14 protein-coding genes and 1 tRNA gene are annotated in these 11,927 nt (G+C 62.7%); 9 read left to right on the forward strand and 6 right to left on the reverse strand.

What is annotated here, in order from left to right; genetic code table 11:
* Positions 1 to 191: 191 nt before the first annotated feature.
* On the forward strand, positions 192 to 608 hold the full coding sequence (locus ACHIRB_RS07075) for a DoxX family protein (RefSeq protein WP_395113629.1): 417 nt from the start codon (positions 192 to 194) through the stop codon (positions 606 to 608).
* A gap of 93 nt (positions 609 to 701) precedes the next feature.
* Here ACHIRB_RS07075 and ACHIRB_RS07080 read toward each other — a convergent pair whose 3' ends face one another.
* A complete protein-coding gene (locus ACHIRB_RS07080; protein WP_395113627.1) occupies positions 702 to 1,163 on the reverse strand; it encodes an SRPBCC family protein in 462 nt (153 codons plus the stop codon).
* 141 nt (positions 1,164 to 1,304) lie between these two features.
* Between ACHIRB_RS07080 and ACHIRB_RS07085 the strand changes: the two genes are divergently transcribed.
* Together ACHIRB_RS07085 and ACHIRB_RS07090 are read left to right on the forward strand one after the other, a co-directional pair.
* On the forward strand, positions 1,305 to 1,541 hold the full coding sequence (locus ACHIRB_RS07085; protein WP_395113626.1) for a type II toxin-antitoxin system Phd/YefM family antitoxin: 237 nt from the start codon (positions 1,305 to 1,307) through the stop codon (positions 1,539 to 1,541).
* Positions 1,538 to 1,957, forward strand: coding sequence for a type II toxin-antitoxin system VapC family toxin (locus ACHIRB_RS07090; protein WP_395113624.1), 420 nt, complete (start codon positions 1,538 to 1,540; stop codon positions 1,955 to 1,957). Before ACHIRB_RS07085 ends, ACHIRB_RS07090 begins: the two co-directional genes overlap by 4 nt.
* A gap of 33 nt (positions 1,958 to 1,990) precedes the next feature.
* On the opposite strand, the gene ACHIRB_RS07095 is transcribed toward ACHIRB_RS07090, so the two are convergent.
* A tRNA-Ile gene (locus tag ACHIRB_RS07095) sits at positions 1,991 to 2,064 on the reverse strand.
* A gap of 122 nt (positions 2,065 to 2,186) precedes the next feature.
* Here ACHIRB_RS07095 and ACHIRB_RS07100 point away from each other — a divergent pair.
* On the forward strand, positions 2,187 to 2,618 hold the full coding sequence (locus ACHIRB_RS07100; protein WP_395123677.1) for a nitroreductase family deazaflavin-dependent oxidoreductase: 432 nt from the start codon (positions 2,187 to 2,189) through the stop codon (positions 2,616 to 2,618).
* Positions 2,619 to 2,789: 171 nt separating this feature from the next.
* Complete coding sequence (locus ACHIRB_RS07105) at positions 2,790 to 4,610, forward strand: glycosyltransferase family protein (RefSeq protein ID WP_395123676.1); 1,821 nt, start codon at positions 2,790 to 2,792, stop codon at positions 4,608 to 4,610.
* On the opposite strand, the gene ACHIRB_RS07110 is transcribed toward ACHIRB_RS07105, so the two are convergent.
* Positions 4,607 to 5,884, reverse strand: a complete 1,278-nt coding sequence (locus ACHIRB_RS07110) for an MFS transporter (protein WP_395113619.1) — start codon at positions 5,882 to 5,884, stop codon at positions 4,607 to 4,609. The two genes, ACHIRB_RS07105 and ACHIRB_RS07110, sit on opposite strands and share 4 nt — an antisense overlap.
* 166 nt (positions 5,885 to 6,050) lie before the next feature.
* Between ACHIRB_RS07110 and ACHIRB_RS07115 the strand changes: the two genes are divergently transcribed.
* Entirely contained in the window at positions 6,051 to 6,506 is a 456-nt protein-coding gene (locus tag ACHIRB_RS07115; RefSeq protein ID WP_395123675.1) for a VOC family protein, read from the forward strand.
* 8 nt (positions 6,507 to 6,514) lie between these two features.
* Here the strand turns inward: ACHIRB_RS07115 and ACHIRB_RS07120 are convergent, their stop codons facing one another.
* Entirely contained in the window at positions 6,515 to 6,943 is a 429-nt protein-coding gene (locus ACHIRB_RS07120; RefSeq protein WP_199707310.1) for a CBS domain-containing protein, read from the reverse strand.
* A gap of 157 nt (positions 6,944 to 7,100) precedes the next feature.
* Between ACHIRB_RS07120 and ACHIRB_RS07125 the strand changes: the two genes are divergently transcribed.
* A complete protein-coding gene (locus ACHIRB_RS07125) occupies positions 7,101 to 8,216 on the forward strand; it encodes an NADH:flavin oxidoreductase (RefSeq protein WP_395123674.1) in 1,116 nt (371 codons plus the stop codon).
* Between the two features lie 4 nt (positions 8,217 to 8,220).
* Here the strand turns inward: ACHIRB_RS07125 and ACHIRB_RS07130 are convergent, their stop codons facing one another.
* A complete protein-coding gene (locus ACHIRB_RS07130; RefSeq protein ID WP_395123673.1) occupies positions 8,221 to 9,420 on the reverse strand; it encodes a serine hydrolase domain-containing protein in 1,200 nt (399 codons plus the stop codon).
* Positions 9,421 to 9,525: 105 nt separating this feature from the next.
* Here ACHIRB_RS07130 and ACHIRB_RS07135 point away from each other — a divergent pair, with 105 nt between their 5' ends.
* Positions 9,526 to 10,197, forward strand: coding sequence for a rhomboid-like protein (locus tag ACHIRB_RS07135; RefSeq protein ID WP_395123672.1), 672 nt, complete (start codon positions 9,526 to 9,528; stop codon positions 10,195 to 10,197).
* Here the strand turns inward: ACHIRB_RS07135 and ACHIRB_RS07140 are convergent.
* Positions 10,157 to 10,624, reverse strand: coding sequence for an SRPBCC family protein (locus ACHIRB_RS07140; RefSeq protein WP_395123671.1), 468 nt, complete (start codon positions 10,622 to 10,624; stop codon positions 10,157 to 10,159). The genes ACHIRB_RS07135 and ACHIRB_RS07140 overlap by 41 nt on opposite strands.
* 173 nt (positions 10,625 to 10,797) lie before the next feature.
* On the opposite strand from ACHIRB_RS07140, the gene ACHIRB_RS07145 reads away from it, so the two are divergent.
* Entirely contained in the window at positions 10,798 to 11,514 is a 717-nt protein-coding gene (locus ACHIRB_RS07145) for a M24 family metallopeptidase (protein ID WP_395123670.1), read from the forward strand.
* Positions 11,515 to 11,927: the final 413 nt, after the last annotated feature.

The following is an 11,927-nucleotide window of genomic DNA, read 5'->3' on the forward strand; positions in this document are numbered from 1 at the left end:
TGGCATGAGCGCGCAACCACGGGGTGGCAAGCACTCTGCCGCGGCGTCCGAGCGTGGGCGCGTTCGACGACAGTCCACCGTCATGCGTGGCATGGGATTCCGGCTCGAACCCGAGAATTGACCGTCAACAAACCGTAAACCGCTAACCGCATAGTCATGTCCAACCAGCCGAACCAAACAAAGGACATGACATGACACTCACCCAGACTGCAACCGCTCCCGCCACCAACGGCATCTCTCGCAAAGCCCGCCGCGCAGGCACGATCATCGGCGGCGTCGTAGTCGCCTTCCTGACCGTCGATGCGATCGCACACCTGCTCAACGGCGAGACCTCGCGTAAAGGATTCCTGGAACTCGGCGTTCCGGCCCACTTGGGACCGATCTCCGGCATCGCGATGCTGGCCTTCCTCGCCCTGCTGCTCTTCCGGCCGACAGCTGTGATCGGCGCGATCTTCGTGACCGGCTACCTCAGCAGTGTCGTGTCCGTGCACCTGATCAACGAGAATCCGATCTTCAGCCACGTGCTGTTCCCGGTGTACCTCGGCATTCTGCTGTGGACCGCGCTCTACCTACGCGACGAACGAGTCCGCGCAATCGTCGGCCGCTAAGTCGCAGGCTTTCCGTCAGCTCGATTCACGCGATCGCCGCAACACTCTCGACTAGAGAGGTTGCGGCGATCGCGTTAGCCGGAGCTATGACTTCTATGCAGTAGCAGCGGCAAGCCGACCGAGTGTGTCGGTCAACTGATCCTCAGTGACGAGCGGGAACTTCACCTTGTCGAGCAGATTCTTATCGGTGACCTTCGACCAGTCGTAGGTGTGGCGAACCAACGTTTCGTTCGGTCCCTGAGACTCCAACTCCCACAGCCACTCCCACCCGGGAGGCTCGGTGCCCGCCGGCGCCGTCTTCCACGCCAGCAACTTGTCTTTCGCATATCCGGAAACATGGTTGTCGGTTTTGTACTCGCCGCCCATGTGATCGCCCTGCATGTTCATCGTGAACACCTCGCCGACGTGCTGAATCCGATCGGCATGGTCCACGCCGCGGATAAACCCAGAGCCATCAAGCGCCTGGTGCTGCTCGGGATTGGAGAGGACGTCGAAAATCGCGTCGACGGGCGCGGTGATGGTGCGTTCGACGATGACCTTTGTGTTGTCGCTCATTCCTCGACACTGTCGGAAACTCGCCAATCGTGCAACGTTGCCTACGCCGAAGAGTGCGGTCGTAGCCCGAAAAGTGGGGCGGGCGGGGCTGGAACCCGCGACCAATGGACCCTCCTGTATCACGCGTGATACAGTTTTGGCATGAGCGAAGTCAACGTGCGGGAGCTACGCAACCACGGCGGCGAGGTACTCGACCGCGTAAGCGCTGGCGAGTCGATCACCGTGGTGCGATCAGGCACTCCCGTGGCCGAACTGCGCCCGATTCCAGCACGTGGACCCGGTCCGGCCGAGTTGATTCGGCGACGACGCCACCTCCCGGCGGTCAACCCTGAACAGCTCAAGGCAGATCTGGACGCCGCTGTGGACGCGTCGCTATGAGCGAGGACGGACGAGGTCTGCTCGACACCTCCACGGTGATCCTGCTCGGCCGCATCACCGATGCCTCGACGCTGCCCGAAGAGCCTGTGATCAGCGCGATCACCCTTGCCGAGCTGTCGGTCGGCCCGCTGGTCGCGGCAACCGAGCAGGATCGAGTTGCGCGCCAAGCACATCTGCAACAAGCTGAATCCGACTTTCGTCCGCTACCCTTCGATGCACCCGCCGCCCGAGCGTTCGGGGCGGTGGCCGCCAGCTTGCGAGCGGCCGGACGCAAACCAGCGGCCCGCGCCTACGACGCCCTCATCGCCGCCACCGCAATCGCCCAGGGCTTGCCGTTGTACACGTGCAACCCCAAAGACTTCGACGAGATCACTGGACTGCAGGTCGTTGCAGTTCCGCACCCAGACCATGTGTGAAGCAGCCCGTGCAGCACAGCCTGGTGGTCGCCGTGGGGCGGGCGGGGCTCGAACCCGCGACCAATGGATTATGAGTCCACGGCTCTAACCGACTGAGCTACCGCCCCAAACCCGCGTGAGCGGGCGTTGCGATGGTACCGACCAACGGACCTCGACCACGAACCAGGTGAGACAACTGCAGTCGTCATAGGGTTGATCGAACGCCGATGTCCGCCGATGGAAGGTAGTCATGCCCGATCTGTTCGTGACCATGCTCAAGGTTCATCAGGAGATCTACGAACGCAGTGGCGGCTTCCTCGGTCATCGGCTGCTGTTCGGCATGCCGACACTGCTGCTGCACACCGTGGGTCGCAAGTCGGGCGAACCGCGGACCTCGGCACTCACCTATGGCAAAGACGGTGACGAGTTCCTCGTCGTCGCGTCGAAGGGTGGATCGCCTCGCCCACCTGCGTGGTGGCACAACCTCAATGCCGACCCCAACGTCGTCGCTCAGGTCGGCCGGACCAGGCACAACGTCGTCGCACGCTCGGTCCTGCCCGGCGACGACGGCTACGACCGGATGTGGGCGAGAATGAACAAGATCAACCGCGGTCAGTACGCCGAGTATCAGAAGAAAACGAGCCGCCCGATCGCGGTTGTGGCGCTGAAGCCAACTGTCTGACGTCGACTCACGGTTTGGCAAAACCACATTTTGGGAATCTCTTTTCCCAACAGATGGTCGGAGTTTGCTGTGCGATGCACTGCGTCGCAGGTCACAGACATTCCTCAGTTCGAGTAGGTACTCTGGGCCACTTGCCCGACGACCAACCTCGACAGAGATGGATGCCTTTTGATGCCAGTGTTGACCACGACCGCCGAACCGATTCTGGAGCGACGATCCGGATCAACACCTGGTGGCACGAAGCGTCGGTGGGTCGAGAGGCTCCGCGACAATTGGTCTCGCACCGACTCCGCTGTAGCACTCGCCTTTCTCGGGTTGGCAGTCTTCGTTCTCAATCACCAGTGGCGCAATCTCGGCAACGGCTATCTCTCGAAGAGTGGCCAGGACCAGACGATGTGGGAGTGGTTCTTCGCCGTCGCCGCGCATTCGCTGTCGAACTTCGAGAGCCCCCTGGGCACGGACCTGCAGAACTTTCCACTCGGCGTGAACTTGATGGCGAACACGGCGATGTTCGGCGTCAGCATCCCGCTGGCACCCGTGACGCTTATGTTCGGCCCCACCGTCACCTACGTGTTGGCGTTGACGGCCGGCCTCTTCGGCACCGCTCTCGCGTGGTACTGGGTGTTCTCGCGTCACCTCGTCGAGTCACGCACCGCGGCGGCGATCGGCGGCCTCTTCTGCGGTTTCGCGCCGTCGATGATCTCCCACGCCAACGCGCACCCCAACTTCGTGTGCCTCTTCGTCCTCCCCTTGCTCGTACTGCAGATGATTCGGCTCACGCACAGCGGCAAATGGATTCGTGACGGCATCGTGCTCGGTCTGATGGTGACACTGCAGATCGGGCTCGGCGAAGAACCTCTTCTCATCTTCGCGATCGCCTTCGGAATCTTCGCTGTTGTCTACTACTTTCAGCGCCGCGACGAGTTCATGCCCGCGGTACGCAACGCCCGCAAAGCTTTCGGCCTCGCCGTCGCGATCGCAGTTGCAATCACAGCAATCCCGCTGTGGTGGCAGTTCTTCGGACCCCAGAGCTATCACCTGCTCAGCCACGACAAGACCGGCAACGACTCGTTGTCCCTGTTCCAGTTCCCGTCGCAGTCGATCGGCGGCATCCTCTGGCCGCACGGGCAAGACGTCGCGATCAACCCGACCGAAGAGAACGCCTACTTCGGCTGGCCGCTACTCGCATTCGTCGGTTTCGCGTCGATCTGGCTGTGGCGAAACCGCATCGCACGCTCCGCGTCGATCACGATGGCGGGTGTCCTGATCCTGTCGATGGGTCCGGAGATCACCGTCGGGTGGGTCGGCACCGGGATCCCGATGCCGTGGCACCTGATCGGCAAGTTGCCGCTGTTCGAGTCGTTGCTCGAGACGCGATTCGCGATGGCTGCACTCCCCCTCATCGGAATTCTGCTGGCCCTCGGAACCGAGCGAGCACTGCGTCGACGTGCGTCGTCGGTGCCGTGGTTGGTCGGCTTGGCAGTGGCACTGCTCCCCCTCACCCCGACCCCGCTACCTGTCGTCGAGCGCCCGGCCACACCCGAATTCTTCACCGACGGCACCTGGCAGAACTATGCGGGCCACGGCTCGATCGTCACCGTTCCGCTTCCGAAGGCACAGGACGCCGCTGCCCTGCGCTGGCAGTCCGAAAGCGACTTCGGGTTCGCCGTACCCGGCGGGTACTTCCTCGGACCGGGAACCGATGACAAGACCGGCATCTACGGCCCCGTCGAGCGCCCGACAGCGCGTTTGCTTTCACAGGTGCAGAAGACCGGCCGAGTGCCGATCATCGACGACAAGACCCGTGCTGCTGCCATCGCCGACCTGCGCTTCTGGCACGCCGAGATTCTCGTACTGCCCGAGGAGAAGAACCAGGAAGCGCTCAAAGCAACCGTGACGCAGATACTCGGCGATCCGGGTCGCCAGGTCGACGACGTGTGGCTCTGGGACGTACGCTACCGAGCCGACGTTCAGCCCGACCCGCGAACCTAACGGCGAATTCGCTCCACAACTTCGCGGAGCGGCTTCACGTGCACACCCTCCTCGTCGGCGAGCTTCTTGCGCGCTTTGTTGCGCGTGATCAGCACGCCGACGATCGCGAGGGCCCACACGGGATACAGCGACAGCCAGGCGACGCGGAACGAATCGAAGCTGTAGCCGCCCCGGCGATCGAGGATCACGCCCATGACCTCGATGACGATCAACGTTGCAAGGAAGCCGCCGATGTTGACCATGCCCTGCGCAGTTCCCAGGCTGCTGCCGGGATTCGACGTCCGCGCGTAGTCGAAGCCGATCATCGAGCCCGGACCGCCGACCGAGATGACGATGACAAGCAGACATAAAAGCCACAACGGTGACGGTTCCGACCGTGCCAGGACGACGGTCCACACGACGACGTTGCTGATGATGATCGCGAGCACCAGCCAGGACCGTCGCATCGGATAGCGACCGGTCAGGACGCCGAGGATCGGGCCGGCAGCGACGGCGGATGCGACGGACACTGTCAACATCGCACCAGCTGCTTGCCTCGAAAGCCCCTGCGCGGAAACCAGATACGGCACACCCCACATCAACGCGAACGTCGTGATGGAGAACTGCGTACCCATGTGGGTGAAGAATCCGAGCCGAGTGCCTGGCCGCATCCAGACCAGGCGCAGTTGGCGCCCGACCTCGCGGACGCCCATCGGATTCGTCGTCAGCGTCGTCCCCGGCGGCGTATTTCGGATCACGGCCAGGCCGAGCACACAGACGAGAAGTCCGGTCGTCGCAACGACGCCGTAGGCCGTCTGCCACCCCGTCGCGCCGAGTATCGCGACGAACGGCACAGCCGACAGCACCTGACCGAGCTGGCCGAGAATGCCCGTCAACTGCGACACCACCGGCACGCGACGCGGCGCGAACCATTGCGGCACAAGTCGAAGCACGGAGATGAAGGTGAACGCGTCACCGGCGCCGACGAGGACCCGAGCGACGAACGCAAGAGGCAGCAACTCCGTGAACGCCAGCAAAAACTGACCGGCAGCCATCGTCGCAGCTCCGACGGCGATCATCGTCCGGGCACCGACGCGGTCCAGCAGCACACCGGCCGGAATCTGCATGCCTGCGTAGACGATGATCTGCAGGACGACGAACCCCGACAGGACGGTCGGCGTCACGTCGAATCGTTCGGCGGCGTCGAGCCCGGATACACCGAAGGTCGTCCGCTGCAGGACCGCCGCAACGTACGCGACGACGCCCGTCGTCCACACCACCCACGATCGGCTCATCAGCGGTAACCGTACTCGCCCTGCCGCGTCGTCCAGCGCATAGCTTTGCAGGTCGAGACACCCGTTTCGGCATGTACAACAATGCACTCGATTGCGATGTCGAGAATCGACAGCCAACTCCGACCCATTGCCGAACGAACAACACACCACGTGAACGGAGCTCACAATGTCGACAGTTTCAACGTTCCTCTGGTTCGAAAACAGCGCAGAGGAAGCCGCAGAGTTCTATACAACTCTCGTTCCGAATTCCAAGGTCAACGACGTCGCTCGCGGACCCGACGGCAACGCCTTCCTGGTGACCTTCGAACTCGACGGACAGCAGTTCACCGGCCTCAACGGCGGACCCGCGCACAAGTTCAGCGAAGCGGCGTCGATCTTCGTCAGCGTCGAAGGTCAGGACGAGGTCGACCGACTGTGGACCGCCCTCACCGACGGCGGCGAAGACGGACCGTGCGGGTGGCTCAAGGATCGCTACGGCCTGTCGTGGCAGATCATTCCCACCGCGCTACAGCAGTTGATGTCGGACCCGAACCCGGCGAAAGCAGGTGCGGTCGCAGCCGCAATGCAGACGATGCGCAAGATCGAGGTGCAGGGCCTACAGGACGCGTACGACAACGCGTAAGGCGCCGGTCAGCCCTGAGAGATGTAGGCCTGCAACTGTTCTCGATTCAGTTCCAGTTCCTCCATGCGGATCTTCACCACGTCGCCGATGCTGACGATGCCGACAAGTGCACCGTCGACAAGCACCGGCACGTGGCGAATTCGTCGTTCCGTCATCAGGGCGGACAGGTGGTCGACCGAATCCTCGGGTCCGCAGCTGGCGACCGTCGTCGTCATGATCGCGGACACCGGCATGCCGAGCAGGTTCGGTCCGTGCTGATTCAGCTTGCGGACGACGTCACGCTCGGACACGATCCCCACCATTCCGTCCGGACCGACGACCACCATCGCGCCGACATTCCGGTCGGCCATGCGACGTAAAAGGTCGCTGACAGACGTTCCTGGTTCCACCGTCGCCACCGCCGCGCCCTTGCTTCGCAACACGTCGGATATGCGCATAGCCAGCCTCCAATTGTTGTGACTCAGCTCACACCAGATTAGGTCTTCCTGCGCGAACGCGGAAGCACATCCAGGCAACGGGAACATCGTGGCGCGCCGGCTGGTTGCGCGAACTACCGCGCAAAACAACGCGATCAACCAGAAAGCGAGTTGCCGCATGTCATCGGTCGCCCCGAGTCTCGATCCACTCTTCACACCGTTCACAGCGTCCTCGCTGCGCGTGCGGAACCGATTCGCGATGGCACCGATGACACGAGCCAAGTCCCCCGGCGGCATTCCGAACGCGGAGAACGTCGAGCACTATCGATCGCGCGCTGCAGGTGGTGTGGGTCTGATCATCACCGAAGGCACCTACATCAATGCCCCCGCCGCAGGTCCGCGCACCGACGTGCCGCGCTTCTACGGTGAGCAGAGCGCGGCAGGCTGGTCGGCGATAGTCGACGCCGTCCATGCCGAAGGCACCTCGATCATCCCGCAGCTCTGGCACACCGGCGTTGCTCGCGGCGAGACGCCCGACTTCGACGCACACGTACCAACCGTGAGCCCGTCCGCGATCGACCTGTTCGGCAAAGAACTCGGTGCCGAACTGACGATCGACGACATCGATCGCGTCATTGCCGGCTTCGCCGAATCTGCAAAGCTGGCACAGGAACTCGGCTTCGACGGCGTCGAACTGCACGGCGCGCACGGCTATCTGCTCGACGAATTCTTCTGGGAACGGACCAACAAGCGCAGCGATCGCTTCGGCGGCACCATCGGCGAACGAGCGACGCTGCCAGCCGAAGTCGTAGCCGCTGTACGTGACGCGGTTGGTCCCGACTTCGCCATCGTCTACCGCTACTCGCAGTGGAAGGCGGGCAATTACGACGCGCAGGTCGCCGAGAGCCCAACCGAACTCGAGGCTCTGCTCACTCCCCTCGTCACCGCCGGGGTCGACGTCTTCCACTCCTCGACGCGACGCCACTGGGTTCCCGGCTTCGACAGCGGATCAGCTTCGGACCCAACAGGACTCGCAGGCTGGACCAAGAAGGTGACCGGGCGTCCGGTGATCACGGTCGGGTCGGTAGGGGTGGACTCGGTGTTCCAGTCCGAGGACTCTCCGATCGCCGAGTCGAGTTGGCGACGCCTGGAAATCCTGCGCGAGCAGTTCGAGCGTGGCGAATTCGATGTTGTCGCACTCGGCCGCGCGTTGCTGGCCGATCCAGCCTGGGTCGACAAGATCCGGACCGGACGCCCCGACGAGATCGTCGCATTCCAGAAGCGAGCGTCCTGAACGCCTACTTGATCTGATCCGGGTACAGCGCCTGGATGAGCGAGAGCACGATCTCGGTGGTCGCTGTGCTGGAGTTGGTCGACGAGTTGCCAAGCGCAACGAACGTCGCGTCCTCATTGGGTAGGCGTAGCACGATCGACGAATAACCGAGGATCGCGCCGTTGTGCCCGACGAGGTCGTTGATGGTCATCACACCGAGGCCGTAGCCGAGATTGATCGGTGCACCGTCGATCCTGTTGCTCTGCAAGCGTTCCCGCTTCAATTCCGGTGACAGCAGGGTCTCGTCCGTGAGCTCACGTCCCCAGGCTTCGAGATCGTCCAGAGTCGAGGTCATCGCACCGGCCGTCCAACCCACCTGCGGGTTGACGTCGTCGACGATCAATTGCGGCTTGCTTGGGTCGGCGGGATCGGGTGTGTACGCCGTCGGATGTGGGTCCGTAACTGTGACGCCGGTCGGGAAGTTGGTATTGGCCAGCCCTGGCAGCTTGGCGACGACCTGTTCGTTGATGACCTCGGCCGCTGTCTTGCCGGTGACCTTCTCCAGGATCAGGCCGAGCAGGATGTAGTTGCTGTCGCAGTAGACCGTTTTGGTTCCCGGCTCGAAGTCGGCCGGACGCTGCTTCATGATGTCGACCGCCTGCTGCGGGGTCCACGCGAGCGTGGGATTCTCGCCGAACTCCTTCTCGAATGCGTCGTCGGCAGTGAAGTCGTAGATGCCGGACTGCATACCGAGCAAGTTGCGGATCGTGATCTTGTCGCCGTTCGGGATGCCTGCGACGAATGGCTCCAGCGTGTCGTCCAAGGAGAGCTTCTTCTCGTCGACGAGTTGCAAAATCGCTGTGGCGGTGAAGGTCTTGGTGATACTGGCGATCCGGAAGTTGTCGTCGGGAAGGATCGGCGTCTTCTTCTCGAGGTTACCGACGCCTAGCGACTTCACCCATTTTTGGTCGCCGATCGTCATCGACACCACCACTCCCGGCAACCCGGATGCGGCGAACTGGTCGTTCAAGATCTTGTCGAACTTGTCCTGGAACGCTTGATCGAAGACGACCTTGGACTTCGCCGACGTCGCAGCCGCCGCCGTACTGGTCGCTGCAGCGTCGTCGGCGCTGTCGGATCCACACGCCGCAACCGCAAATGCAACGGCCACCAACCCGACGAAGGCACGCACGCGCGCTGGAGCAAAGCGATTCGGATGAGACATATGGGACCTCGGCATTTCGCATCGGGCGTCGCGGCGCTTAGCAGTGTAATGCTGGTAGCGCTGAATACGTGGGCCGAATCTGGGCAATCGAATCGAGGTTTTGCGATGGTCGGTCAGGTCGCCTCGCGCCCACTCTGGTGGCGCGTCCTCCGCGAGGTCTGGGCGTATGTGCGCAGCGCCCCGGCGACGTTCATCTGGCTCGCCGTCCTGCTCTACACCGCGCACGTCGCCGCCGAACTCTCGCCGCATGTCCTCGACCGAGTGCTCGGCAATCGGTCGACCAATCTGCACCATCTGTCCGAAGACCCTGTGCGCGTGCTGATCTCGAGCTCGTTCTGGCTCGACGGCGGCAGCTGGATCGAATACTTCCTGCTGTACAACATCTTCCACGTGCCCGCCGAACGCTGGCTGGGAACGGTGCGCTGGTTCGGTGTCGTCGTGATCGCGCATGTGGGAGCGACGTACATCAGCGAAGGGGTGCTCTACTGGGCGATCGAGAACGGGCACGCACCTGCGGATCGCGTGAACACACTCGACGTCGGCGTCAGTTACGCGCTCGCGGGAATCGCTGCGGTCCTGACGTATCGGATCCCGTCGCCGTGGCGATACCTATATCTGGCAGGCGTCCTCGTCGTCGTGATCCGCCCGCTGATAGGTCACATCACTTTCACCGAGGTCGGGCATTTCAGCGCCGCGCTGTTGGGGCTGGCGTGTTACCCGCTGGTGCGCGCGAAGACTAGCCGAAACGAGCAACTAGTTCCTGCAGCGTCGACGTGATGCCCTCTCCATTCTTCTTTGGAAAGCCGAACAGCTCCAACATAAACGGCGCTTTGTGCGGCGTGTAGTCGAACGTCTCGGTCACCTGGGTGACGCCGGGCTGGGTTTCGGCGAACTCCCAGCGCCAGTAGTGGCCCAAAGGGTGCTTCCACTCGATGAGCTTGTTCTCTTCGTATCCGGTGACGGTCGAGGTGATCTTGTACGGGACGCCGTACTGCTTCATCCCGACGGTGAATTTCGCATCCTTGCTCAGCTTGTGCGGACCGTTCACCGGGGTGTCCCGCACGGTGCCGGAGCCATCGAGCTCGTGGTGGCGGTGCGGGTCGGCGACCAGCGCGAAGACCTCCGCTACTGGCGCGTGCACAAGCGCTCGCCGGGAAACGGCGCGTTTGCCTGCGTCGACGGTCGTCACTGCTGTTTGCGTCATAGGTCCAAGCTACCCAGGATCGAGCGTCGCCAATCTGCGGCGTGAGGGGCACCTTGACGCCGTCCAACGATGTCAGCGGCACCTTGAATCCGCGAGGCACGTCCCCGCGGGGACGCCTGTTTACGGTTCCTGACCGGTCGGCGGCAAATGCTGGCCGTTGCTAGATTCGGGACATGGCCGACATCATCGAGGACGAGCTGGTCCGCGTCGCGAAACTGCTCGACGCACAGTCCAAGGCCATCGAATTGTTCGATGCGATCAATGAACGAGGGCTGATCCGGGCCGGCGTTCGAGAGAAGCAGGTGAGCGACGAGATCCGCGACCTTGCAGCCGAAATGTTCGGCGTCGCAAAGTTTTGGCACAAACGGATCGTGCGCAGTGGCATCAACACACTGCAGCCCTACCGGCAGAATCCGCCCGATCGCGAAATCGCTGCTGACGACATCGCGTTCTGCGACTTCGGGCCACTGTTCGAAGGTTGGGAAGCCGACTTCGGACGGACCTACGTGCTCGGTGACGACCCGACGAAGCTACGACTGCGCGACGACCTCCCGGTGATCTTCGATGCGGGCAGGGCATTCTTCGAAGCTCACCCCGACGTGACCGGAGAGGAGTTGTACGCCCACACCACCGCCCTAGCGACCGCGGCAGGCTGGGAGTTCGGTGGATCGCACTCCGGACATCTCGTCGGGGAGTTTCCACACGAGAAGATCGCAGGCGAAGAGATCGGGTCCTACATCGCGCCGGGCAGCGATCAGCCGATGCGCCGCCTCGACCGATCGGGCCGACAGTGCCACTGGATTCTCGAGATCCACCTCGTCGACCGCGACAGAGGAATCGGTGGATTTTACGAAGAACTGCTCGACCTCAAGCCGGCGTTTCCGCGCTGATCATGGCTGATCAGGGTTTCGGCTACTTCTCCCCGGCCCGAACCCTTTGTTCGGACGAAGGAGGGGCAACCAGCCACGAGGGTCACGCAACAACCGCCGAAGCTCGAACGGTGCGAGCGCCAACGCCGCAATCACCAATACCAAGTACCACCACAACAACCACCGACCGTTACCAACAAATACAACCCCGACAACAGCCACCGCCAGCCAAACAAACCCGAACAGCAACATCGCCACCCGCAAACGCGAATCAATCCCCACCCGACGCAGAAGCTCCCGAAACCCCGTGCTCCAAAGCATGACACCACGTGCACACCATGACGAGACAATCACTGAACCGAGACTGTCCGCTCAACACCGGATCCGGGACAGACCGATGAACGTGAAGACTCGACCGATTTGGCCGACATTGC

This window comes from Antrihabitans spumae (assembly GCF_043944905.1).
Taxonomy (GTDB): domain Bacteria; phylum Actinomycetota; class Actinomycetes; order Mycobacteriales; family Mycobacteriaceae; genus Antrihabitans; species Antrihabitans spumae.

Bases quoted from the DNA above. Each gene is read 5' to 3' on its own strand.
- ACHIRB_RS07075 (WP_395113629.1), top strand. From the start codon at position 192: ATGACACTCACCCAGACTGCAACCGCTCCCGCCACCAACGGCATCTCT.
- ACHIRB_RS07080 (WP_395113627.1), bottom strand. From the start codon at position 1,163: ATGAGCGACAACACAAAGGTCATCGTCGAACGCACCATCACCGCGCCC.
- ACHIRB_RS07085 (WP_395113626.1), top strand. From the start codon at position 1,305: ATGAGCGAAGTCAACGTGCGGGAGCTACGCAACCACGGCGGCGAGGTA.
- ACHIRB_RS07090 (WP_395113624.1), top strand. From the start codon at position 1,538: ATGAGCGAGGACGGACGAGGTCTGCTCGACACCTCCACGGTGATCCTG.
- ACHIRB_RS07100 (WP_395123677.1), top strand. From the start codon at position 2,187: ATGCCCGATCTGTTCGTGACCATGCTCAAGGTTCATCAGGAGATCTAC.
- ACHIRB_RS07105 (WP_395123676.1), top strand. From the start codon at position 2,790: ATGCCAGTGTTGACCACGACCGCCGAACCGATTCTGGAGCGACGATCC.
- ACHIRB_RS07110 (WP_395113619.1), bottom strand. From the start codon at position 5,884: ATGAGCCGATCGTGGGTGGTGTGGACGACGGGCGTCGTCGCGTACGTT.
- ACHIRB_RS07115 (WP_395123675.1), top strand. From the start codon at position 6,051: ATGTCGACAGTTTCAACGTTCCTCTGGTTCGAAAACAGCGCAGAGGAA.
- ACHIRB_RS07120 (WP_199707310.1), bottom strand. From the start codon at position 6,943: ATGCGCATATCCGACGTGTTGCGAAGCAAGGGCGCGGCGGTGGCGACG.
- ACHIRB_RS07125 (WP_395123674.1), top strand. From the start codon at position 7,101: ATGTCATCGGTCGCCCCGAGTCTCGATCCACTCTTCACACCGTTCACA.
- ACHIRB_RS07130 (WP_395123673.1), bottom strand. From the start codon at position 9,420: ATGTCTCATCCGAATCGCTTTGCTCCAGCGCGCGTGCGTGCCTTCGTC.
- ACHIRB_RS07135 (WP_395123672.1), top strand. From the start codon at position 9,526: ATGGTCGGTCAGGTCGCCTCGCGCCCACTCTGGTGGCGCGTCCTCCGC.
- ACHIRB_RS07140 (WP_395123671.1), bottom strand. From the start codon at position 10,624: ATGACGCAAACAGCAGTGACGACCGTCGACGCAGGCAAACGCGCCGTT.
- ACHIRB_RS07145 (WP_395123670.1), top strand. From the start codon at position 10,798: ATGGCCGACATCATCGAGGACGAGCTGGTCCGCGTCGCGAAACTGCTC.